Here is a 23898-nt window from a genome sequence, read left to right on the forward strand (position 1 = left end):
GCGAGCGCGGTGTGCGCTTCGTGCAGGTCTATTACCTCGCGCCGAACAACAATCAGCCCTGGGATACGCACGAAGACAACAACAACCGTCACCGCACCCTGTGCGCCGACAGCGATAGAGCGACGACCGCGCTTCTGGTTGATCTCAAGCGCCGCGGCTTGCTCGACGATACGCTGGTCATCTGGGGCGGCGAATTCGGCCGCACGATCTACTCCCAAGGCGGCCTCACCAAGGAAAACTACGGTCGTGACCACCATCCGCGCTGTTTCACCATGTGGATGGCCGGCGGCGGCGCCAAAGGCGGCGCGATCTACGGCGAGACGGACGACTTCAGTTACAACATCGTCAAAGACCCGCTCCACATCAGCGACTTCCACGCCACCGTGCTCCACCAGCTCGGCTTCCACGCCGACCGCTTCAGCTATAAATTCCAAGGCCTCGACGCCAAGCTCATCGGCGTGAACCCTGCGAAGGTGGTGAAGGCGCTGCTGGCGTGAGGCGGATCACACCTCAAACAGATGCAGCGGCGACGTGTTCGTCTTGTACGCGCCGTCTTTGGTCAGCGATTTGCCGTTGCCATTGCTGTCACGATTGGTCGAGGTGACCACGAAATGCTTTCCATCTGGGTGCAGCGCCAGAGCGTGGCAGTTGGCCATCTTCTTGTTCTCGTGAAAAGCTTCCTTCTCCGCAGGATCAAGCAGGAAGAGCTGCCCGCTGCCCGGTGTGCCTGCGGTCACGGCCATCAGGCAGCCATTCGGATGCTGCACCAAATCATGAACGTAGCCTTCCTTGTTTGTGCCATGCGTGACAGTCTTCGTGAGTTTGCCCGTGGCCGTGTCGAAGAACAAAATCGTCGGGATGCTCTGCGGCGTGGCTCCGTTCTGCGGCGTTGTTCCAGCAGCGAGCAATGTTTTGCCGCCATCAATGAACAGCAGCACGCGCAGACCACCGAGGTCTTGAAGCCGGTCGAGCTTGTAAAGAACTGAGGCATCGAAGGAGCGCTGTTTCTTTTTCAAATCGACATCCCAGGTCTCAATCCGCCCGCGCATGTCACCAAAGGTGATGCTGTCCGTCAGCGTCAGCGCATAGACATCTTCGCCAGCCTGATGCTCGGCCAGTTTTTTGCCCGTCGCCGCATCCCATACCCGCACAAAGCCATCCTTGCCACACGTCGCAATGCGGCTGCCATCAGGTGAAGCTGCGATCTGCCGCAGCCAGCCATCGTGCGCCGATTCATGCTGCCAGAGTGTCTTTTCGCCCTCGATGCATCGCAACTGGCCCCAAGAGTCCGCCACAAACAAACGCGGCTGCTTCGGATGAAAGGCCAGCGCCGTGCTGTAGCCATGAAAACCTTCGATGGCAGGCAGCGGTGTCACCGCCTTGCCATCGAAGGCCCAGCGCCTCACTATCGGCTCATAACCCACCGCCGCGAGCATGCTGCCATCATGGCTGAACCGCGCCGCGCTGATCTGGCGCTCCGATTTGAACTCCGCGATCTGTTTCGGCTCCAGTTTCATCACGCGAGAGCCTCCTTGATCGGCAGCATGTCATCATGCGCGATGGGCAGTGGCTGCCCCGCGTTGTCGAACTCCACCTTGTGAGAGTCGATGCCCAGCGCCTGATACCAGGTGTGAAACGCCGCGCCGATGTCAAACGGCTGCGATTTCACCTCAGTCCCGCGCTCATTGGTCTCGCCCACCACCATGCCATGCTTAACACCGTGGCCTGCCATGGCGATGCTCCAGGCCTCCGGCCAGTGATCGCGGCCCACATGGCCGTTGATGCGCGGTGTGCGGCCGAATTCACTCAAGCAGATGACGAGTGTCGTTTTGAGCAGTCCGCTTGACTCCAGGTCTTCCAGCATCGCGCTGAAGGCCTGGTCGAACTTCGGAACCATCGTGGTTTGAGAATTGAAGTGGTCGCCATGCGTGTCCCAGCCATAGCTGGTGACTTTGACGAACCGCACGCCTGCCTCAAGCATCTGCCGCGCCACGAGCATGTGCTGGCCGAGATCATGCCGCCCATAGCGGTCGCGATCACGTTCCGGCAGCTTGGAGGTATCAAAAATATCGGCTCGGGCCATCAGCTTCTCCGCCATGTCAAAAACGGACGCATTCGCCTCCACCACACGCTTCTCACGCTGTTTAGCGAAACGTTGATCAAGCATCTGCCGCAGTTCATTGCGCGCGGCGTCCTGTTCCGCGCTGATGTCGGGATGGCGCAGCAGATTGTCCGGCGGCTTGCCATCGCCAAAGGCCAGCGAGCCGTATTTCGGCCCCAGAAAGCCCGCGTCTTCCGCACGGAAGCCCCCGCTGCCCGGTTTGATCCACACATAGGGCGGCAGCCCGCTCGTGCCCGGTCCCAGCAGCTTCGCAACGCCCGCGCCGAAATGTGGATACGGCACACCGCGATTTTTTGGATCACCACGCTGGATGCGGTCCACGCCAGACGAATGCGCGTTGTCTTTCGTGGACATGCTGCGCACCACGCAGAGCTTGTGCATCTGCTTGGCCAGCTTCGGCATGAGTTCACCAAAATGGATGCCGGGCACTGAAGTGGGAATGCTGCGAAACGGCCCGCCAAACTCCGTGTTCGGTTTAGGATCCCACGTTTCAAGCTGCGACATCCCGCCGTCCAGCCACACGAACAGCACTTGCTTGTCCCGCTGCTTCATCGCTTCTGCGAACAGCGGTGACGCCAGCAGGCCCAGCCCGCCGCCGAGAAATGCACGGCGGGAGAGTGTGTGATCGCGTGGCGAGCAGAGAGGATTCATAACGTCAGTGGTTCACAAAAAACTCTGTCGAGCTGAGCAGGGCCCAGGCGAAATCGCCGAGCGCCTTCGATTTGTCGTCAGCATGAGCGGCAATCCACGACTTGAGTTGTGCTTTTTCTTCAGCGTCAGGCAGGCGGGTGAGGACGGTAAGATAAAGGTCTTCGACAGGATCGGTTTGTCTGGCCAGACGGTCGATCAGATTGCCCGTACGCGGTTTCAGCGCCCACTGAACGTGATCGCTGTTGCGAAGGAACAACGCACTGCGCAGCGATGGGTTCGCGGCAAGTTCCGGTTCCTTCGCGGGATTGGCGAGCGCGGCGGCGAAGGCTTTTTCGAAGTCGGCGAGGTTGTATTTGAGCGCATCGACCTTCACGTCGGGCTTGGGGTTCTTTTCGAGCCGCTCGCGCTCGACGGTGGCGATGAGGAAGGCGCGGAGCTGCTGCTCGGCGGTGAGATGACGTTGGTGAGCACCGGAGCGCTGGTAGGTCTGTGTGAGGGCGATTTCGCGAATGAGCCAGCGCAGGTCGAAATGATGTGCGGCGAGTTCTTTGGCGAGCAGATCGAGCAACTCGGGATGTGCGGGCGGATTCTCGGTGTGATGCAAATCAAGCGGCTCGACGATGCCTTTGCCGATGAATAGGAACCACACGCGGTTGGCGATGTTTTTGGCAAACAGCGCGTTCTCCGGCGCTGGCACGCGTTGCGCGATCTCACGCAGCGGGCTGAACTTCGGCTGGCCGACTTCCTTGGTTTTGCGGTCGGGTTTGACCAGCCATGCGTCGTCGCCAGTGGAGACGGGAATCATGACTTCCTCGCCAAAGGGGATGCGCGGCGCGGTTTGGGCCTTTTTGTCGGTGAGGACGGAAACGAACTCGTATTTGGCCGCGATGAGGCCCTCGCTGAGCCAGGGGGTCTTGTGTTTGTCGTCAGCTGGCTGAAGCTTGAGGTTCTGAAAGACGGAGTAGAGGCCGCTGAAGTCGATCTGCTTGTAGTCACTGACGCTTAGATGCCGGTGGCACTGGCAGCACTGCAAGTCGATGCCCATGAACATGCGCCCGACATCGCGGGTAAGGCCGGGATAGTCAGTGTCCTGCTGCCCCACCTTCTCCAACCGCCGTGTGATGAAGTAACCGGCTCCGCGCTGCTTCTCATCGAGGAAATCCGGCGCCAGCATCTCGCGCACCATCGCATCCCAGGGCTTGTTGGTTTTAAAACTCTCCACCAGCCACGCTTTCCACGCCTCATTGTCACCCCGGCGCTCCATGAGCATCACATGAAACGCGTCCGCCATCCGCACCGCGAATCGCGGGGCCGAGATGAGCTTGTCGATCAACTTCGTCCGTTTGTCCGCGGTCTTGTCCGCCAAAAACGCTCGTGCCTCGTCCGCTGTCGGAATCCCTCCATCAAAATCGAACCACACACGCCGCAGGAACTCCGCATCTTCGGCCTGTGAAGGCGGCTTAGCGAAAAGCACGGCGTCGATCTTTTGAGCGAGCGCCTCCGCCGACAAGGCGCTGCCTGTCAGCAAAAGAACGCTGAAGGCACCGAAGATGACGAATGTCCAAGTCTGACGCACGAGGCCACTACGCAGGCAAGGGCTGGTCTGTTGCAAGCGGGCCTCAAGTCCCGTTACGCACGGATGCTGCGAAACTTGCCCGGAGCCATCCCTGTGTAGCGGCTGAAGTGACGCGTGAAGGCACTTTGATCACACCAGCCCGTTTCGATGGCGATGTCGGCCAGCGACATGTCCGTCTCGCGCAGCAATCGCGTGGCCTCATCCAGGCGCAGTTTGTGCAACAATTGCAGCGGGCTCATCTGAAACAACCGCTGCACCCGCTGCTCAAACTGATACACGCTCAGCCCCGCTCTCTTCGCGATGTCCTCGATTCGCAGACTCTCCGTGTAACGCGTCTGCATCAGTTTCAAAGCCGTCGCGAGTTCGGCGAAGCCGCTCGCTTTGTCACCCGGCGCGTTCAAATCACGCGAGATGCCCGTCACGCCGGTGATTCTGCCACTCGGATCGCACAACGGATGCTTCGTTGTCAGACACCAGCCCGCCTTGCCACCGGGATAGATGTGCAGTTCGAGCTGATGATCGACGCGCTTCCCTGTTTTGAGCACCGTTTCGTCCTGACGTGCATAACTCGTCGCCAGCGCCGCCGGAAACACCTCCGCTGGTCGTTTCCCAATCAGCCTCGTCTTGTCTCCACCTGCGCAACGATTCGCCAGCGTCTGATTCACCCGCACATAACGTCCTGACGTGTCCTTGATGAAAAATACCACATCTGGTAGCGCATCGAATAGCGCCTCAGTAACCGCGTGCTCGGAGAATGGGCCGGAGGAGGACATGCTTTGGCTGATTTGGCAGGTTCGCTGCCAAAAAGCAATCAAGACCCTTCGCGGAACGTGTTTCAACCTACACCATGTCTCCTCCCCAATGGACCGGCGTCTTTCCGGCAGTCGTCACTCAGATGCACCAGGATCAATCCCTCGATCTCGCGGCCTGCACGCGGCACTGGGAGGCCGTCATCGAGTCTGGCGTCGCTGGATTGATCGTCTGCGGATCTTTGGGCGAGAATCAATGCATGTTACCCGAGGAAAAGCGCGCTGTGGTGAAACACGCCATCGAGGTGGCCGCCGGACGTGTGCCTGTCATCACCGGCGTGGCGGAAATGAGCACCCATGCCGGGACTTCCTACATGCAGGACTGCGAGAAGCTCGGCGTGGCCGGTTTCATGATCATGCCGCCGATGGTTTACAAGACCGACCCGCGTGAGACGCAACACTGGTTCCGAACACTGGCCAAGGCCACGCCTTTGACCTGGATGCTCTACAACAACCCCGTCGGCTACCACACCGATGTCACGCCGGAGATGTTCGTCGAACTGGCCGACATCCCCCATCTCGCCGCCATCAAGGAGAGCAGCGCGAATACCCGCCGCATCACTGAGCTGCGTAACCTCACCGGCAATCGCTACCAGATCTTCACCGGCGTGGACGATCTCTTCCTCGAATCCGCCATCCTCGGCATCGACGGCTGGGTCGCTGGCAGTGGCATCGCCTTCCCGAAGGAGAACCAACAGCTCTGGGATCTCGCCCAAGCAGGCCGGTGGGACGAGGCCCGCGCCCTCTACCGCTGGGCACAGCCGCTCATGAAGCTGGATACCCACATCCACTTCGTGCAATACATCAAGCTTCTCTGCCAGGAGACCGGCCTTGGCAAAGAATGGGTCCGCGAGCCGCGTCTGCCCATCGCCGGAGCCGAGCGCGACCAGGTGCTCAAAATCATCCGCGAGGCGCTCATGCAGCGGCCAGCGTGACGCACGCTTTGTGCGGTTGCATCCAGGCGGCTTTACCTTCATCCTCGGGCCGCCATGGTCCGCCCGCGCAAAAAATACACCGTTCACGATCTCCTTAAGCTCAAAGGCAAACGCTGCCTCACACACATCCATGTGAAGTCGCCAGAGGAGGCCACAGCTGCGGAAGCTGCGGGCATCGACCTCATGAGCTGCAGCTTTGACTCACCGGAGGCGCAGGCGCGACTGCCGCTGCTCGTCGCCGCCGCGCCCACGGCCTTCCTTTCCGGCTCCACGCCGCATGGCATGGCCACGCAGGAAGAGGCCATCCGCACCGGTTTCCGCGCCCTCGAAATGGGTGCCAGCTCCGTTTATTGCTCGTGCAGCCCTTTCATCATCGAGGCGATGGCTCGCGAAGGCATCCCCGTCGTCGGCCACATCGGCATGGTGCCGCGTCATGTCACCTGGACCGGCTACCGCAGCCTCGGCAAGACAGTGGAGGAGGCGAAGGCGCTCTACCGCAAGATGAAGGAACTCGAAAACGCCGGTGCCTATGCCGCCGAGATCGAAATCGTGCCGCACAACCTCGCGTCGTGGCTTTGCAAGCAGACGAGCATGCTCCTCATGTCCCTCGGCTCCGGCACGGGCTGTGACACGCAGTTCCTCTTCTCATGCGACATTCTCGGCGACTACGACGAGCGCATCCCGCGCCACGCCAAGTCCTACCGTAATTTCGCCGAAGAAAACCGCCGTCTGCAAAACGAGCGCATCGCCGCCTTCAGCGAATACATCGCCGACGTCAAAGAAGGCCGCTTCCCCGAGCGCTGCCACCTCACCGAGATGGATGCCGCGCTGCTCGACGAGGTGGTGAAATCCGTGGCCCACTGACTAGCCACGATTTGAGCGAAATCACGCCTCCTCTGCCGGAATCAGCCAAGATGCGACTCGATCGCTGGCCACCGTGTGGCCATGCTGCGCATTCCTATCATCGACTCCCACACCGGCGGCGAGCCCACCCGCGTGGTCTTGAGCGGTGTGACTGCCGATCGACTCGAAACCTACCGCCGCGCCATCATCTGCGAGCCGCGCGGGCACGAGGTGATCGTCGGCGCGTTGCTCGTGGAGCCCAAAGACGCGACCTGTGCGGCTGGCGTGATCTTTTTCAACAATGTCGGCCTCCTCGGCATGTGCGGACACGGCATGATCGGCCTCATTGGGACGCTGAAGCATCTGGGGCGCATTTCCGCTGGCGAGCATCGCGTGGAGACGCCGGTGGGCATCGTGACGGCCACACTGCATGACGATGGTCGCGTGAGCATTCGCAATGTGACTGCGTATCGCCAGGCAAAGGCCGTGAAGGCCGGTGGAGTCACCGGAGATGTCGCCTGGGGTGGAAACTGGTTCTTCCTCGTCTCCGATCACGGACTCGAACTCACGCTGCAAAACGTCCCGCAGCTCACGCAGGCCAGTCTCGCGATGCGCGAGGTCGTGCGAGCTGCCGGCTATCCCGAAGTCGATCACGTCGAGCTTTTCGCGCCGCCGCATGAGGCAGCGAATCACAGCCGGAACTTCGTTTTGTGTCCTGGTGGCGAATATGACCGCTCCCCCTGCGGCACCGGCACGAGTGCGAAACTCGCCTGTCTTGCAGCGGACGGAAAACTCTCTCCAGGCGAGGTATGGCGGCAGGAAAGCATCCTCGGGTCCGTGTTTGAAGGCAGCTACGAAGCCACGATTGATGGGATCATCCCCACCATCACCGGCCAGGCTTACATCACGGCGGAATCGACGCTCATCCTCGACCCAAACGATCCTTTCCAATTCGGCTTCGCATGAAATCACTTTTACTACTCGTCTGTGCCACCGCAGCCATGTCTGCTGACTTCGACCATGCGCTCAGCCTGTCGAAGCGGACGGAGAACAAAGTCTTCCGCGACCGCGTGCAGGCGCATTGGCTCCCAGATGGCAAAACGTTTTGGTATCGCGTCCAGACTGGACCGCAGACGCATGAGTATGTCCTCATCAACGCCGAAACCGGCAAACGCCAGACCGCCGCCGATCTTAAATCACTCGGCATTGTTTCCGAAGACGCCAAGACATCTGCGTTGAAGATTGAGTTACGTCCCACCAAGCGCACCGGCGAATCCTCCGGCTTCAAGTTCATCAACAAGCTCGGTGAAGATGTCGATCTCTTCTGGATCGACCAGCAAGGCGAGCACCTCCGCTACGGCGGCATCCGTGCTGGCGCTGAGCGGGAGCAGCACACTTATGAAGGCCATGTCTGGCTCATCACAAGCCGCACCGGCGAACACCTCGCCATCGTCGAGGCCGAAGCGACAGTGAAAACGCTCATCATCGACGGCAAAGGCCTCACGAAAACCAAGGATGAGTCGAAGAAGCCCGAGCTAGGTTTCAAATCGCCCGATGGCTCGTGTGTCGTCACCAATGAACCCGACTTGGTCCCAATCCGCAAAGTTACCATCGTCGATTCTTCGCCCAAGGATGGCCTACAGCCGAAAACCAAAGTCATCGACTACATCAAGCCGGGTGATGCTTTGCCAAAACCGCAATTGGCGATCACGCAGGCGGATGGGCGGAAAATTCGCGTGCCGCGAGACTTGTATGAAACTCCTTTCAACACCGAAGGCCGCATCGATGTGACGTGGGCACCGGACAGCAGCGAGTTCTACTTCGATTATAACCAACGCGGCCATCAGCTTTACCGTATCCTCGCCGCGAATGCGGAGACGGGAGCGGTGCGTGTGGTGGTGGAGGAAACATCGAAGACCTTCATCCACTACTCCGGAAAAAGCTGGCGACACTGGCTGCACGGCAGCGGCGAACTCATCTGGATGAGCGAACGCGACGGCTGGTGCCATCTCTGGCTCTACGACGTGAAAACGGGCCAGCCGAAGCATCAAATCACCAAGGGCCAGTGGCCGGTGCGCGAGGTTTTGCACGTCGATGAGGCGAAGCGGGAGATTTGGTTCCTCGCGAGCGGCTTACGGCCGGTGGAGGACCCTTATCATCTGCATCTCTGCCGGGTGAACTTCGACGGCAGCGGCTTCCAGCACCTCACGGCTGGCGATGGCAACCACCGCGTCGAGTTCTCGCCGAAACGCGATTTCTTCATCGACACTTGGTCCCTCGCCGATCATCCACCCGTCACCGAACTACGCCGCAGCAGCGATGGCAGCCTCGTGTGCGATTTGGAGAAGGCGGATGCCTCCGCGCTGCTCGCCGCAGGCTGGACGATGCCGGAGCGCTTCGTGGCGAAGGGTCGTGATGGCAAAACGGAGATCCACGGCATCGTCATCAAGCCTTCCAACTTCGACGCCGCGAAAAAATATCCCATCGTCGAGGACATCTATGCCGGGCCACACGGAGCCTTTGCGCCAAAGGATTTTGATCGTCAGCTCCGCATGCATCAGATCGCCGAGTTGGGCTTCATCGTCGTCAAACTCGACGGCATGGGCACGAATCATCGCGGCAAGGCCTTCCACGACGTGTGCTGGAAAAATCTCAAAGATGCCGGATTCCCAGATCGAAAGCTCTGGATCAAAGAAGCCGCGAAATCACGCCCTTGGATGGATTTGAGCCGCGTCGGCATCTACGGCGGCAGCGCCGGTGGTCAGAATGCCATGCGTGCGCTGCTCGATCATCACGACTTCTACAAAGTGGCCGTCGCCGACTGCGGGTGTCATGACAACCGCATGGACAAAATCTGGTGGAACGAGCAGTGGATGGGCTGGCCCGTGGATGAGAGCTACATCAAGAGCAGCAACAAAGAGGACGCGCACAAGCTCCAAGGCCATCTCCTCCTCATCGTCGGCGAACTCGACACCAACGTCGATCCCGCCAGCACCACACAGGTCGTCGGTGCCTTGCAGAAAGAGGGAAAGACCTTCGACTATATGCCCATCATTGGCACCGGCCACGGCGCAGCCGAGACGCCGTATGGTTCACGTTTGCGCATGGAGTTTTTGGTGCGTCATTTGAGACCTTAATCAGCAGTGTCACCTCGGCGTGATCTCAAACGCATCCAGCCACGGCAGCGTGATCTGCGGCGGCATGCCGCCGAAGGGCTGGTAGGCGGGGAGCTGGACGATGCTCATGCTGTGCGGCTGGCTGGCGATGAAGAACATGGCGTCGGCGCAATCGGCGCAGGTGATCATGGCTTCCTTATGCTTGGCGGAGGGCTGCACGGGGCGCTTTTTGACGAGCGGAGTGTCGGCTTCGCCGGGGGCGTATTCAGAGACAACGATGCCGTGCGCGTTGAGTTGCATGCGGGCGGTGAAAAGCATGCCATGTACGGCCCACTTGCTCGCGGTGTAAGGCACTCCGGCAAAGGAATCATAGCCATGCCCTGCCGTGGACGACACGACGACGATCTTGCCGCCACCACTCGCCGCCATTGGCTTGGCGACGGCCTGGATCATGTTCGCCACACCGATGACATTGATCTCCATGACCTTCCGCCAGCTCTCCTCGCTGGCAATTCTCGACGGATCGGCATGCGCCATGAAGCGATCCGGCGTGTTGATGCCCGCGGTGTGGATGAGGGCGTGGGGGGTGCCGTGTCTGAGCACTTCCGCCATCGCCGTGGCGATGCTGGCGCTGTCCGCCACGTCGCAGACGACCGGGATGATGTTCGGAGAGAGCGCGGCGCTTTCCTGCAGCGAATCCAGCGTGCGTCCAAACACAAACGTCTTCGCACCGGCCTCGGCGAAACGTTTCGCCGTCGCCTGTCCCATGCCGCCGCCACCGCCGGTGATGATCACGATCTTGTCAGTCCAATTTTGGTCCATGCACCGATGCTAACGAGCACACGCAGCACGTCCAGCCTGTGAGCTTGGCAAAAATTGCGGCGCTGGCTGCCAAAGCGACCAAGACGAGTAGCATAGGCTTTCTAGCCTGTGTTCGTTCATGAACGTCTTTTTCAACTTCAAATCCACAGGCTAGAAAGCCTATGCTACCCAAACACGTCACCATCCTCGGCGCAGGCGTCATCGGCCTCAGCACGGCGCTTTACTGCGCCCGGCGCGGCATGAAGGTGACGATCATCGACCAAAAGCCGCGTCAGCGCGATGGGTGCTCGTTTGGCAATGCGGGCATGATCGTGCCGAGTCATTTCATTCCGCTGGCGGCTCCGGGCATGGTGAAGCTCGGCCTCAAGTGGATGTGGAATCCCGAATCGCCCTTCTACATCAAGCCACGGCTCAATCTCGATCTGCTCACCTGGGGCCTGCAGTTCTGGAAAGCCGCCACAAAGCAGCGCGTCGATGCCGCCGCGCCCGTGCTGCGTGATTTGAGCCTGCTGAGCCGTCAATGCTTCGAAGAGATCGGCCTCGACTTCGGTTTGGTGAAAAAGGGACTGCTCATGCTGTGCAAAAAACAGCAGACGCTCGATGAAGAAGCCCATATGGCCGCGACGGCGAACAAACTCGGCATCCCCGCCGAGGTTCTTGATGCGAAAGCCACCACCGCACTCGATCCTGCGGTGACTATGGATGTTTGCGGCAGCGTGTTCTTCCCGAAGGACTGCCATCTCTCACCGGGACGCTTCATCGCTGCACTGGAAGCGGAATTGGAACGTCTCAGTGTCGAAATGCTGTGGGAGACGGAGGTGAAGGGTTTCGAAGTCGAAGGTGGAGCGTTGCAAGCAGTCAAGACGTCAAAAGGTCCAGTGGAGGGTCAAGAAGTGGTGCTGTGTGGCGGAGTGTGGTCGGCGGAGCTGGCGAAGGAACTCGATTTGAAGCTGCCGATGCAGGCCGGCAAAGGCTACAGCGTCACGCTGACGAATCCGAAGCAGCTTCCCGAGCTGTGCAGCATCTGCACCGAGGCGCGGCTCGCGGTGACGCCGATGGATGGATCTCTGCGTGTCGGCGGCACGATGGAAATGTCCGGAACGGACGAATCCATCACCCAGCGCCGCGTGCGCGGCATCACACGGGCCTTTCCGAATTACTTCCCCGCTTTTGAAGAACGCGATTTCGCCGACGTGAAGCCCTGGAGCGGCCTGCGCCCCGTTTCACCAGATGGCATGCCCTATATTGGCCGCACGCAGCGCTGGAAGAATCTCACCATCGCCACCGGCCATGCGATGATGGGCTTGAGCCTCGCTCCCGCGACGGGGAAAATCGTCGCGGATTTGCTTTGCGGCGAAAAATCGCCTGTGGCGCTCGATTTGATGTCACCAGACCGCTTTCTATGAAGCTTACCACCATCTTCTTGTTGCTCGTTTCAACAACGGTCCTGGCATTGGACCGCCCGAAGCTGCAAATCATCAATGCCGCGCCGAATGCGGTGGAGGTGTATTGGGAGATGAACGATGGGCATCGTGTCTCCAATGGCAAGATCGAACCCGGCAAGGATAAGGTCATCGGCACGACGATCGGTCACCGGTTTGTCATTGTGGATGGAAAGCGTGAGACCGATGTGGTGAGCAGGGTTCGTGTGCAGGGCTTCCGCTACGATCCGGCGACGACGGATGGCGTTCCCGCGTTTTACACGCAACGGGCCAGCGTGGGTGCGTTTCCCATCGTGGCTTCGGAGAAAGTGAATCCGTTTGCGGTGAAAGAGGCTGTTTATCTGGTGGAAATGATGTTGGCGAAACGGCCGGATGTTCGCGATGCGATGGCGGCCAGTGGCGCACGGTTGTGCATTCTGGCACACAATGAGTTCACGATGGACCAGCCGGAGTTCGCACATTTGGAGCCAGTGAAGGACCATGCGGCACTGACGTCGAAGGAATATTGGGATGCCCGGGCACGCGGACTTGGTGGCAGCGAGGACGATCCTTTTTGCTCCTGCGCGGAAGAGAACCTGCTGGCCTACGACGGTGATCCGTATGACACAGAAAACATCCTCATCCACGAATTCGCACACAACATGCACCTGCGCGGCATGACAAATGTCGATCCGACCTTCGACACGCGATTGAAGGCCGCTTTTGACGCCGCAATGAAGGCGGGGCTATGGAAAGGAGCCTACGCGTCATCGAATCATCACGAATACTGGGCGGAGGGTGTGCAGAGTTGGTTCGACAACAACCGCGAGAACGATGCGCAGCACAATCACGTCAACACACGCGACGAATTGATCACGTATGACCCACAACTCGCCGCGCTTTGCCGTGAGGTGTTTGGCGACACCGTTTTGAAATACACGAAGCCGCAGACGCGGCTCACCGGCCACCTCGCGGGCTACGATCCAGCCAAAGCGCCACGCTTTGTGTGGCCCGAACGTCTCATGAAAGCACGCGGCTTGATCAAGAAGCTGCAACTTGAACGTTTCCAAGCCGCCACGGGAGCAAAGTCGCATGATGAACGCCTGATCGCTGGCTGGAAGGTGCATGTGAGCACCAAGCTCATCGAGCAAGAGGCACCCGCGGTCGAGAAGGCGATGCAACTGCTCCGTGCGCAGCTTGATGAGATCGTACGCGTCGTGCCGAAGGCTGCGGTGGCCGAATTGCAGAAGGTGCCGCTGTGGATCAATCCCGAGTATCCGAAGACACGACCACGCGCCGAGTTTCATCCCGATGCAGGCTGGCTTCGCGAAAACGGTCGCGATCCCGTGATGGCAAAGACGGTCGAGTTTACCAACGTGCGCATCTTTGAAGCCGAGCAGCGGCGCATGCCGAACTTCGCGCTGCATGAGCTGGCACATGCGTATCACAACCTCGTGGTGCACATGAGCTTTGGTAACCTGGAAATCAAGGCGGCCTATAAAAAAGCCAAGGCCAGCGGCAAGTATGATCGCGTCGAACGCAAGGACAGCGAAGGCCGCAGCCGCATGGATCGCGCCTATGCCATGACCACGCCGCAGGAATACTTCGCCGAATGCTCGGAAGCCTATTTCAGCCGCAACGACTTCTTCCCCTTTACTCGCAACGAGTTAAAGCTGCACGATCCCGAGATGTTTAACTTGCTGGAGAAGCTTTGGGGCGTCCAATCACCACCATGAAACACTTGCTCATCCTCGCCTCGCTGTTCGCGACAGCGCTCCCCGCCACATCGAAACCGCTCAAGGTTTTCATCCTCGCCGGTCAGTCGAACATGGAGGGGCATGCGAAGATCGAGACCTTTGACTACATCGGTGATGATCCGGCCACTGCGCCGCTCTTGAAGCAGATGCGAGGCGCGGATGGCAAGCCGGCTGTGTGCAATCATGTGTGGATCTCGTATCTCACCGGCATGGGTGAGGAGAATGGTGAGGGCTTTGGCAAGCTGACCGCTGGTTACGGCTCGCGACAGAAGCCGGATCAGGATGGCGGCAAGATCGGCCCGGAGTTCACCTTCGGCCTCACGTTGGATGCGGTGCTCAATGAGCCGGTGCTGATCATCAAGACGGCGTGGGGCGGAAAAAGCCTGCACACAGATTTTCGGCCGCCGAGCGCCGGGGCGTATGAACTCAATGACTACCAGCGCAAGTTTTACTACGGACCCAAAGGCCACGGCGTGCCTGAAGACATGACCCAGTGGCTCGCGGATAAAAAGAAGGACACCGGCCATTACTACCGGCTCATGGTGGAGCATGTGAAACGCGTGCTCGCTGATCCGAAGCGCGTCTGCCCTGCTTATGATGCATCTGCGGGCTACGAGATCGCCGGATTCGCGTGGCTGCAAGGCTGGAACGACATGGTGGACGGGCACACTTATCCTGATCGAGGCAAGTCTGGGCGATTTGCGGTTTACAGCGACTTGCTCGCCCACTTCATCCGCGATGTGCGCAATGACCTCGGCGCACCGAAGCTGCCCTTCATCATCGGCGTCATGGGTGTCGGCGGCGCGAAAGCCGGAGCGGACACCGTTGCCTTCCGCGAGGCGATGACAGCACCCTCGCTGCTGCCTGAGTTCAACGGCAACGTCTTCGCCGTGCCGACCTCACCGTTTTGGTCCGAGGAACTCGGCGCTATCGACGACAAACGCCAGCAGGTGCGCCAGATGGGCTTCTACTTGAACTCGAAGCACAAAGATCACGCCAACGCCGACGGCCACATGACCGAGGAGCAAAAGCGCGAGTATTTGAAGCAGTTCGAAACCAAACTCATCTCGTCTGCTGAAGTCGCCCTGTGGCAGCGAGGTGCCTCGAATGCTGGTTATCATTATCTTGGCTGCTCGAAGACTTTTGCACAGATGGGAAAAGCCTTTGCGGAGGCGCTTCTGCGCAAGCCATCGACCGCATCGGCCGAGATCAAAGAAGGCGAGATGGCGGGTTATCTCTTCGGGCCTGCGGAGAAAGTGCCGGAGGAGTTCAATGGTGGTTTCTCTCTCTACGCGGCTGCTTGGCCGCTGGTGGGCACGTATCCGGGTCACAAGTTTCAAACCGGACTCTGTGGCACCTGGATGCATCCGCAGTGGACGGATGCACAGAAACCGAAGGAGAAATGCTACACGGACATCGAGGGCGGGCTCGGCTGGTGGCGTGACACGCATTTTCCGACGACGACACCCAAGTTCATCATGGGCGGCGTGGGGCCGAACTTCTCCTTCATCGCGAATGGTCCCGGCTACGGCGCGGGCACTTGGGAAAAGCCGCGCGGGCAGTATGGCGTGGCGCAGTTGAGTCCGTGGCTGCTGTTCCCGCTCGATGGCCTCAATCTGAAGCAAGGCACCAAAGGCGAACTCTTTGGCTACGGCTACTTGCCACTGCCGCTCACGAACCCGAAAGCGACCACCGCAGGCAAGAACGTGCCCACCGGGAACCATTGCTGGACGCTGTTTCTGAACACCGCGAACTTCAAAGGCCCTGCGACTTTCTTCACGCCGTTCTTCTGGACGCAGGCCATCGTCGAGCACCCCGAGTGGGGCGGACTGCTGCTCGATTCACGTCCTGCCGGACCGAACAAAGCCATTCAGATGGAGACGCAGCATGTGCCTGCCGTTTTGAATAGCCAACACGCACGAGTCGCTCCGACTTCGTTCCCCGTCGGTCCCGATGGCACCTCCACCGTGCTTCATCGACTCACCGCCTACAAGAAAGCGGCGCTCTGGGATGAGGTGCAAAAGTGGTTCGATGGCGGCGCTCCTGCCGATGGCGCGATCAAGGCCGAAGCCTCCGCCGTGCATGCCTTCCGCGAAGGTGGCGGGTCAAACTGGAGCATCTATCCGCCGGGCACGAAGCGTGAAGAAAAGGTGCCACTCGCCTGGAGTGCCTTCGCCACTTCGTTCACGCCGAATCCGATCACCTTCGGCTACAAGTGGAACGAGCAACTCACGCGCACCGGCGACGGCCTCGTTACCCTGCCCGAATACTACCAACTCGGCACCAACGCCCGCAACAAGCCGCAGTGGGCTGTGATGCAGCCCAAAGACGTGCCCGCCGATCTTGGCCTCACGCAGCATCGCTTTGTCACCCCTCCAGAGAAGCCTCAAGAACCACGCACCACGCCCGATGATGCCGAAAGCTGCTGGAAGAAACCCGGCCCGAAAGCTGGCCCCTTCAAAGCGAAGCTCGGCGATGGCAGCGTGGTGACCTATTACTGGTATCGCTTCGCCGACCAGCCCGCCATGCTCAACGCCGACCTCACCGATGCCGAGCGTGAGCAAGTGCAAGCCCGCGTGGAGAAACTGCATCGCACTTGGACCAAGGAACGCAACTACCTCACCCCGCCCGATGTCGGCACGCTCGCCAGCATCGATCCCGCCTTGATCCTCACACCGCCGAAAGGCCTGGAGATCGGCTATGTACCCATCGCCACTCGGCAGGAACTGGAAGCGCCATGAACGCCGTCTCCATCTTCAATGACGTGATCGGCCCCGTGATGCGCGGGCCGTCGAGTTCGCACTGTGCGGCGGCGCTGCGCATCGGAAGGCTCGCTCGCGATTTGATGGATGGCGAGATCATGGATGTGCTCGTCGAGTTTGATCGCGAAGGATCACTGCCGACGACGCACGAAAGCCAGGGGAGCGACATGGGCCTGTTTGGTGGCTTGCTCGGCTGGGAGGCGGATGATGAGCGGCTGCCGGACTCGGCGGAGGCGCTCGCGAATGCCAGGATCAAGCTGCGCATCGAGACCGTCGATGTCGGCGATCCGCATCCGAACACGTATCGACTCACGCTGCGCAATGAACGCGAAACACATTCGCTCATCGCCATCTCGACCGGTGGCGGCATGATGGAGGTGCTGAGCATCGACGGGGTGGCAATGAAAATGGACGGCGGTTATCATGAGACGCTGATCTGGCTGCCGAAAGGTGCGGTGAGCGACTTTGAGGCCGATGAGGTCATCATTCACGACGCCGGCGAGTTTCAGATCGTGCAGGTCAAAGCGGCTCATTTTGTTTCCACCGCTGGCTTGAAGACGATTTCGGTCAAAAGGCTCGCGCCGGTGCTGCCAGTGCCTTCGCGGAGAGATATGCGCGTGCCCTTCACGAACTGCGCAGACATGCTGGCCCACGATGGTGCTCAGAACACGCCTCTCTGGCAGCTCGCGATCGAGTATGAGCGTGCCCGTGGAGACTTCACAGAGCGTGAAGTCATCGACAAGATGATCGCCATCGTGCGCATCCTCCGCAAATCCATCGCCAGCGGTATCTCAGGCACGAGTTACGAGGATCGCGTGCTGCATCATCAAAGCGGACGTTTTGCCGAAATGATGAACGCGGGACGCTTGCTCGATGGCGGAGCCTTGAATCGCATCATCCTCTACGTCACCGCCTTGATGGAAGTGAAGAGCAGCATGGGCGTCATCGTCGCCGCACCGACTGCCGGAGCCTGTGCCGCTCTGCCTGGCGCGGTGATCGCCATGGCAGAGTCGATGGACAAAGATGAAGAGGAAATGGCCAAAGCGATGCTGGCGGCTGGTTTGATCGGCGTCTTCATCGCCACTCGCTGGACCTTTGCGGCGGAAGTCGGTGGTTGTCAGGCCGAGGGTGGTTCCGCGGCCAGCATGGCGGCGGCGGCGCTCATCACGCTCGCAAGTGGAACACGAGATCAGGCCATCGCGGCGGCCTCGATGGCGTTTCAAAGCATGCTGGGCTTGATTTGCGATCCCATCGCGAATCGAGTCGAGGCACCGTGCCTCGGCAAGAACGTTATGGCAGCCAGCAACGCGTTGTCATGCGCGAACATGGCCCTCGCGAGCTTCGACCCGCTCATACCGCTCGACGAAGTGATCGATGCCGCGAAAAATGTCTCCGCCACGATGCCGCGTGAACATCGCTGCACGTCATTGGGGGGTCTGGCGATCACACCGACCTCGTTGGAGATCGAGCGGAAGCTCGCGGCGCTGAAAAGCAAGGGTTGCGGCAGTTGTCATTGCTGAGTCCGAAAGAAACACACCGCGGCCGACTTCTAATCCCACCATGAAACGCCGCTCCTTCATCTCCACCTCCGCCACCACTGCCTTTGGATTCCAGTTTGTCCCCGCACATGTGCTGCGTGCTCAGGGTGATGCCAAAACGCCCGCCAACAAGATTCGCCTGGCCGTGATCGGCTGTGGTGGACGCGGTGCGGCAGATTTGGGCGACATGGCGGGCGAGGACATCGTGGCGCTATGCGATGTGGACGAGCGCCGTGCGGCGGAAAGCTTCAAGAAGTTCCCGAAGGCGCGTCGCTTCACGGATTTTCGCAAGATGTTCGATGCGATGAACAACGAGATCGACGCCGTGCTCATCGCCACGCCGGATCACACGCACGCGGTGACCACGCTCGCGGCCATCGGCCATGGGAAGCATGTGTATTGTGAGAAGCCACTTGCGCACACCGTTGCGGAGGTGCGTGCGATGCGGAAGGCGGCACTGGAGAAGAAGGTGATCACGCAGGTGGGCAATCAGGGGCATTCATCCGACAGCATCCGGCTGTTCGTCGAAATGGTGCAGTCTGGCACCATCGGCAACGTGTCGGAGATTCACGCGGGCTGCGATGCCTTCCGTGAAGTGTATTGCCAGATCGGCAAGCAACAGGCGATTCAAACCGAGAAGCACGACGTGCCGAAGGAACTCGACTGGGATTTGTGGCAGGGACCGCTGAAGACGCGCCCGTTCAATCCCGCTTATGTGCCGTTTAGCTGGCGCGGCTTTTCGGCCTTCGGCAGTGGCTGCATCGGCGACTGGATCTGCCACGTCGTCGATCCATCCTTCTGGGCGCTCGATCTCGGTATGCCCACCGCGATCACTGCGGAGACGAAGGGCTATGATCCGGTCAAGAATGCCGAATACTACCCGCAGGGCACGCGGATCACGTATGAGTTTCCGGCGAAGGGCAATCGTGGGCCGGTCAAGCTCATCTGGCACGATGGCGAGATCGGCATTCCTCAGCCGGAGGAACTCAAGCAGGACAATCGCAAGGTCGTCGGCATCGGCGCGGTGGTGATTGGCGACAAAGGCAAGATCATGCACGGCTCGCATGGCGCGGGCGGCGTGCGTTTGATCCCTGAGGCAAGCATGAAGGACTTCAAAGTGCCGGAGAAGACGATCCCGCGCGTGCCGAAGGGGAATCATCAGCAAGACTGGCTCAACGCGATCCGCGAGAATCGCCCTGCGGGCTCAAGTTTCGAATACGGCGGTGCTTTGAGCGAAATCGGCCTGCTCGGCATGATCGCCGTGCGCCGCACCGGCACCCGCCTGGAATGGAACAACGACGCGATGAAGTTCACCAACGATGCCGAGGCAAACACGCTGCTGACGCCGGAGTATCGCGAAGGATGGAGCTTGTGATCATCCCGGCGAAATGATTGCCTGAAAGAGCTCTGTGGTGGCGGGGGTTATGTTTTCAGCCACTTTAATCCCCCCTCATGGCTGCCCCATCTCCCCATTTTCGATTTCCATGGCCTGTGCTGTGGGTGTTCACGACGTGTGCGTTTGCCACACCGGCGGAACATCCAGGCGCAGTCATATACAAGAAGCTTTGTGCCGAGTGCCACGGTGATCGCGGCCAGGGCGTGGAGGACGAGTTTGACGAGCCGCTGACCGGCGAGAAAGGGGTGGAGGCGCTGGCGAAGTACATCGACCGCACGATGCCCGAGGATGACCCGGAGAAGACGACCGCCGAGGATGCCAAGCTCGTCGCAGCCTACATGCACGATGCGTTTTACTCGCCAGCGGCGCAGGCGCGGCTAAATCCACCGAAGAAGGAACTCGCACGACTAACCATCGACCAATTCCGCAATAGCGTGATGGATGTGATCGGTCGCTTTCGCATGGGGCCGGGCTTTGACCGGCCCATCAATGCCGAGCAGGGCTTGAAGGCATTTTATCGCGGCGTGGAGCTGCCCAAGCCGGGTGAGAAGGCCGTGGACACGACGCCGAAGAAAGGCATCAAGGCCAAGCGTCCGAACAAGACCATCGAGAAGGTGGAGCCGGTCATCGCCTTTCACTGGGGGCCTGACAGTCCCGACAAGGCTGTGCTGGAGGCCGAGCAGTTTCAAAATCGCTTCGAGGGCAGCGTCGCCGCCCGCGAGACTGGCGTGTATGAGTTCGCGGTGAAGTCGGAGAACGGCTTCCGCCTGTGGATCAATGACACCGCCGAGGGCGATGCGCTCATTGACGGCTGGGTGAGCGCCGGACCGCAGGTGCGGGAGGAAAAGAAAAGCATCTACCTCGTCGGGGGACGCTCTTACTATCTGCGGCTGGAGCATTTCAAATTCAAAGAGAAGTCCGCGTCCATCGAGCTGTGGTGGAAACCGCCGCATGGTGTGAAGGAACTCATGCCCGCGCATGCGCTGCGCACGGACCGTCCGCGTGAACTCATGATCGTGAGCACCGAGTTTCCTGCCGATGACAGCAGCGGCGGCTATCCGCGTGGCACGACGATTTCGAAGGCCTGGGACCAAGCCGTCACCGATGCTGCCATCGCCACCGCCGAGCACGTCATCGAAAACATCGGCGAACTCGCGCAAACCAAGGCGGGAGCGCCGGATCGAGGCGAGAAAATGCGTAAATTCGCGCACGCCTTCGTCGAGGCGGCTTTCCGCAGGCCGCTCAGCGATGACTTGAAGCAGCTCTTCGTCGAGTCACACTTCGCGAGTGCCAAATCGCCTGAGACGGCGGTGAAGCGGGTTGTGTTGCTCGCACTGAAATCGCCGCAGTTTCTTTATCCGAACCTTCAGCAGGGCGAAACGCCGGATGACTTCGAGATCGCTTCACGCCTCGCCCTCCCGCTTTGGGATTCGGTTCCCGACAAGAAGCTCGCGCAAATCGCCGCGTCCGGGAAACTCAAGACCCGCGATCAAATCAAGGCCGAGGCGCAACGCATGCTGATGGATCCGCGCACGAAGGCCAAGCTGCATGGCTTCTTCCATCACTGGCTCGAACTCGAACGTGCCGAGGGTGCCAGCAAGGATCCGAAAATATTCCCCGACTTCACGCCCGAACTGATCGCCGATCTGCGCGAGTCGTTGCTGCAATTCATCGACGAGGTCGTGTGGAGCGAGAAATCCGACTACCGTGAACTGCTCCAGGCCGATTATCTGCTGATGAACGAGCGTCTCGGCAAGTTTTACGGTCACCCCGTCACCGGCGAGGAGTTTCAGCGTGTCGGCTTTGACCCGAAACAGCGTGCTGGCGTTGTCACGCACCCGTATCTGCTCGCCGCGCTGGCCTACACCAAGCAGTCATCGCCGATTCATCGCGGGGTGTTTTTGACGCGCAACATCGTCGGCATGTCGCTCAAGCCGCCGCAGAAAGCCGTCGTGTTCGAGGACAGCCACTTCAACCCCAAGCTCACCATGCGCGAGAAAATCAGCGAACTCACCCGCAGCGGCGCCTGCATGAGCTGCCACAGCATGATCAACCCGCTTGGTTTCAGCCTGGAGAATTTCGACGCCGTGGGCCGCTGGCGCACCAAGGACAACAACAAGCTCGTGAACCCCGTGAGCGAGTTCACCACGCATGAAGGCAAGCTGGTCCGCCTCACCGGCCCGCGCGACATCGTGAACTACGTCGCCGCCAATCCCGGCGGCCACCGTGCCTTCATCCGCCACCTCTTCCATCACCTCATCAAACAAGATCCCACCGCATATGGGCCGAAAGTGCTCGATGACCTTCAAAAATCCTTCGCCGCCGACGGCTGCAGCATCCAGAAACTCATTCTCGAGATTGCGACGGTCACGGCTATGGAGGGCGTCAAAGCGCAGCCTTGATTAGCCGAACAGCGGTAGGAGCGACGCAAGAGCAAAGGCAATCAGCAGCGCTAGGGCCACCCACCACCAGAGGTTCGAGGTCAGCGGCTGCTTGGAACTTTTGCCGCCAAACTCGCGCGCGATGAAGTCATCGTAATCAAACTCATCGTCGGGAAGATCGAGTCCGTCCGCATGCGTGTCGCCGTTCCAGCCGGATTTTTCACAGGCTCCGCATTCATCACAAGCCGCTGATCCACATGGCACCCACTCACCGCAGGCAGGGCATTGCCCAGGAGGCTTGAAACGCCCGCTCATGGCAGCGGCTGCGGAGAAACTTGGCGGCTCAACGGCCTGGCGCTCGCGGCAAAGCGCGTTAGCGAAGTACTCAACCGCCGAAACGCATTGGTTTCAGCCATGCCGCCGAGGTTCGTCAGCGGCGTCCAGCCCGCTTGCCGCGACTGGTTTTCCGAGGGCCCCCGGCGCAGAGGCGTGAGCATGATCAACACCGCCGCAAAAGTCACTGCGGCGGCGAGAATCTGACTCATCGTTCTGGGACGTTGCCGGGTCATCAGTGTGGTAATTATTTAACTTTTCCTAACTAAAGTCAACAACGTCTTTGCACCTGCCTTTTTGCTTGTTTTCACTCGCTTCTCGCGCCAGCGATGCGCGGTGATTTTAATCCTTACCGCAGGTTTTGGCGATGGGCATAACACCGCCGCACGCTCTGTGGCGGAAGCTTTGAACCGCCTGTGTCCCGATGAGACAATCGAGGTGAGCGACCTCATCAGCGAGGCCCAGCCACTGGTCGCGACCGTGTGCAAAAGCCTCTATCAGCTCGCCATCACCCATTTCCCTGCCGCCTGGCGCATGACCTATGACTTGATGGGCAGGCGCTCGGTCACCGGCCCGGATTCCGTCTGGCAGACCGCGATGGTGAACGCTCTGAAACAGCGGCTGGAGGAGCAGCAGCCACGTCTCATCATCAGCACCTATCCGCTTTACGCTGTGCTGCTGGAGACACTGGCAAAACAGCAGGCCATCCCGCCGCTTTGCACTGTGATCACCGATTCCATCAGCGTGAACCGCATCTGGGTCATGTCTGGGAGTGATCTGTTCTGCGTGGCGGATGACGAAACGAAAAAGGTCGTCGCCGGTTTTGGGGTGCCCGAGGCAAGAATCCGCACCACCGGCTTCCCTGTCAGCCTCGCCTTCACGGAGCCGCTGCCGAAGGAGCCACCGCATGAAGGCTCGCGCATTCTTTACCTGCCTTCCACGCCGGGGCGTCATGTGGCCGCCACGCTGGACGCCCTGAAGCCAGTTCTTCTTGGCGGGGCCAAGCTCACTCTTCCCGTCGGCAAGCACGCCTCACGTCTGTACCATGTGCTGCGTCGTTTCACGGATTCGCTGCCACCGGACAAAGTCGAAGTTATCGGCTGGACCAGCCGCATCCCCGAGTTTCTGCGCACGCATGATGTGGTCATCTGCAAGGCCGGCGGGGCCATCCTGCACGAGGTGCTCGCGGCAAAAATCCCTGCCGTCATCGACTATGTCGTGCCCGGCCAGGAGGAAGGAAACGCCGAAATGGTGACCAAGCACGATGGCGGCATCGTCACGCACAATGCGCGCGAAACAGCCGCCGCCGTCGAGAGCATCCTCACCAACCAGGGCGCGGTCGCACGCCGGATGCGGGCCAGCATGGCCAAGATCAGCGTGCCTGATGCCGCGGTGCGCACCGCGCGCGCGGCACTCACCATCGCCGCCCCTTGATC

General features: G+C 60.1%; 18 protein-coding genes and 1 pseudogene. 12 read left to right on the top strand and 7 right to left on the bottom strand.

Annotated features, from left to right (window positions below):
* A partial coding sequence (locus tag U1A53_RS00005; RefSeq protein ID WP_322277975.1) for a DUF1501 domain-containing protein occupies positions 1-497 on the top strand: 497 nt, incomplete at its 5' end.
* A gap of 6 nt (positions 498-503) precedes the next feature.
* On the opposite strand, the gene U1A53_RS00010 is transcribed toward U1A53_RS00005, so the two are convergent.
* Genes U1A53_RS00010 through U1A53_RS00025 form a run of 4 tightly spaced genes read right to left on the bottom strand, consistent with a single transcriptional unit; the run spans position 504 to position 5122 of the window.
* Positions 504-1517 carry a hypothetical protein gene (locus U1A53_RS00010; RefSeq protein WP_322277978.1) on the bottom strand — a complete coding sequence of 338 codons (1014 nt, stop codon included), beginning with the start codon at positions 1515-1517 and terminating at the stop codon, positions 504-506.
* Positions 1517-2773 carry a DUF1501 domain-containing protein gene (locus tag U1A53_RS00015; protein WP_322277980.1) on the bottom strand — a complete coding sequence of 419 codons (1257 nt, stop codon included), beginning with the start codon at positions 2771-2773 and terminating at the stop codon, positions 1517-1519. Before U1A53_RS00015 ends, U1A53_RS00010 begins: the two co-directional genes overlap by 1 nt.
* A gap of 4 nt (positions 2774-2777) precedes the next feature.
* On the bottom strand, positions 2778-4349 hold the full coding sequence (locus U1A53_RS00020; protein WP_322277982.1) for a DUF1549 domain-containing protein: 1572 nt from the start codon (positions 4347-4349) through the stop codon (positions 2778-2780).
* Between the two features lie 53 nt (positions 4350-4402).
* Entirely contained in the window at positions 4403-5122 is a 720-nt protein-coding gene (locus U1A53_RS00025; RefSeq protein WP_322277983.1) for an AraC family transcriptional regulator, read from the bottom strand.
* Positions 5123-5196: 74 nt separating this feature from the next.
* On the opposite strand from U1A53_RS00025, the gene U1A53_RS00030 reads away from it, so the two are divergent.
* The 4 genes from U1A53_RS00030 to U1A53_RS00045 all read left to right on the top strand — a co-directional run bounded on the left by U1A53_RS00030 (position 5197) and on the right by U1A53_RS00045 (position 10073).
* The gene (locus tag U1A53_RS00030; RefSeq protein WP_322277985.1) at positions 5197-6093 is read left to right on the top strand and encodes a dihydrodipicolinate synthase family protein; all 897 of its coding nucleotides are present in this window, start codon (positions 5197-5199) and stop codon (positions 6091-6093) included.
* Positions 6094-6147: 54 nt separating this feature from the next.
* Positions 6148-6957 (top strand): 3-methyl-2-oxobutanoate hydroxymethyltransferase, encoded by an 810-nt coding sequence (locus tag U1A53_RS00035; RefSeq protein ID WP_322277987.1) that lies wholly within the window; start codon positions 6148-6150, stop codon positions 6955-6957.
* Between the two features lie 81 nt (positions 6958-7038).
* Positions 7039-7902 (top strand): proline racemase family protein, encoded by an 864-nt coding sequence (locus tag U1A53_RS00040; RefSeq protein WP_322277988.1) that lies wholly within the window; start codon positions 7039-7041, stop codon positions 7900-7902.
* Complete coding sequence (locus U1A53_RS00045) at positions 7899-10073, top strand: prolyl oligopeptidase family serine peptidase (RefSeq protein WP_322277990.1); 2175 nt, start codon at positions 7899-7901, stop codon at positions 10071-10073. The genes U1A53_RS00040 and U1A53_RS00045 overlap by 4 nt, the downstream gene beginning before the upstream one ends.
* A gap of 9 nt (positions 10074-10082) precedes the next feature.
* On the opposite strand, the gene U1A53_RS00050 is transcribed toward U1A53_RS00045, so the two are convergent.
* Entirely contained in the window at positions 10083-10874 is a 792-nt protein-coding gene (locus U1A53_RS00050) for an SDR family oxidoreductase (RefSeq protein ID WP_322277992.1), read from the bottom strand.
* 158 nt (positions 10875-11032) lie between these two features.
* Between U1A53_RS00050 and U1A53_RS00055 the strand changes: the two are divergent.
* The 6 genes and pseudogenes from U1A53_RS00055 to U1A53_RS00080 form a co-directional block, all read left to right on the top strand.
* Positions 11033-12280 (top strand): annotated as a pseudogene (locus U1A53_RS00055) (FAD-dependent oxidoreductase); the annotation flags it as partial.
* Positions 12277-14031 carry a hypothetical protein gene (locus U1A53_RS00060; RefSeq protein WP_322277995.1) on the top strand — a complete coding sequence of 585 codons (1755 nt, stop codon included), beginning with the start codon at positions 12277-12279 and terminating at the stop codon, positions 14029-14031. The pseudogene U1A53_RS00055 and the gene U1A53_RS00060, both read left to right, overlap by 4 nt.
* Positions 14028-16793 (top strand): sialate O-acetylesterase, encoded by a 2766-nt coding sequence (locus U1A53_RS00065; RefSeq protein WP_322277997.1) that lies wholly within the window; start codon positions 14028-14030, stop codon positions 16791-16793. The genes U1A53_RS00060 and U1A53_RS00065 overlap by 4 nt, the downstream gene beginning before the upstream one ends.
* On the top strand, positions 16790-18334 hold the full coding sequence (locus U1A53_RS00070) for an L-serine ammonia-lyase, iron-sulfur-dependent, subunit alpha (protein WP_322277999.1): 1545 nt from the start codon (positions 16790-16792) through the stop codon (positions 18332-18334). The genes U1A53_RS00065 and U1A53_RS00070 overlap by 4 nt, the downstream gene beginning before the upstream one ends.
* Before the next feature lie 40 nt (positions 18335-18374).
* Positions 18375-19727 carry a Gfo/Idh/MocA family oxidoreductase gene (locus tag U1A53_RS00075; protein WP_322278002.1) on the top strand — a complete coding sequence of 451 codons (1353 nt, stop codon included), beginning with the start codon at positions 18375-18377 and terminating at the stop codon, positions 19725-19727.
* A 77-nt stretch (positions 19728-19804) separates the two neighbouring features.
* Positions 19805-22150, top strand: coding sequence for a DUF1592 domain-containing protein (locus U1A53_RS00080; RefSeq protein WP_322278004.1), 2346 nt, complete (start codon positions 19805-19807; stop codon positions 22148-22150).
* On the opposite strand, the gene U1A53_RS00085 is transcribed toward U1A53_RS00080, so the two are convergent.
* Entirely contained in the window at positions 22151-22444 is a 294-nt protein-coding gene (locus U1A53_RS00085) for a hypothetical protein (protein WP_322278006.1), read from the bottom strand.
* A complete protein-coding gene (locus U1A53_RS00090) occupies positions 22441-22674 on the bottom strand; it encodes a hypothetical protein (RefSeq protein WP_322278008.1) in 234 nt (77 codons plus the stop codon). Before U1A53_RS00090 ends, U1A53_RS00085 begins: the two co-directional genes overlap by 4 nt.
* 124 nt (positions 22675-22798) lie before the next feature.
* On the opposite strand from U1A53_RS00090, the gene U1A53_RS00095 reads away from it, so the two are divergent.
* Positions 22799-23896 (top strand): glycosyltransferase, encoded by a 1098-nt coding sequence (locus tag U1A53_RS00095; protein WP_322278010.1) that lies wholly within the window; start codon positions 22799-22801, stop codon positions 23894-23896.
* The last annotated feature ends 2 nt before the right edge of the window (positions 23897-23898 follow it).

The sequence above is a fragment of the Prosthecobacter sp. genome (genome assembly GCF_034366625.1).
GTDB lineage: Bacteria > Verrucomicrobiota > Verrucomicrobiia > Verrucomicrobiales > Verrucomicrobiaceae > Prosthecobacter.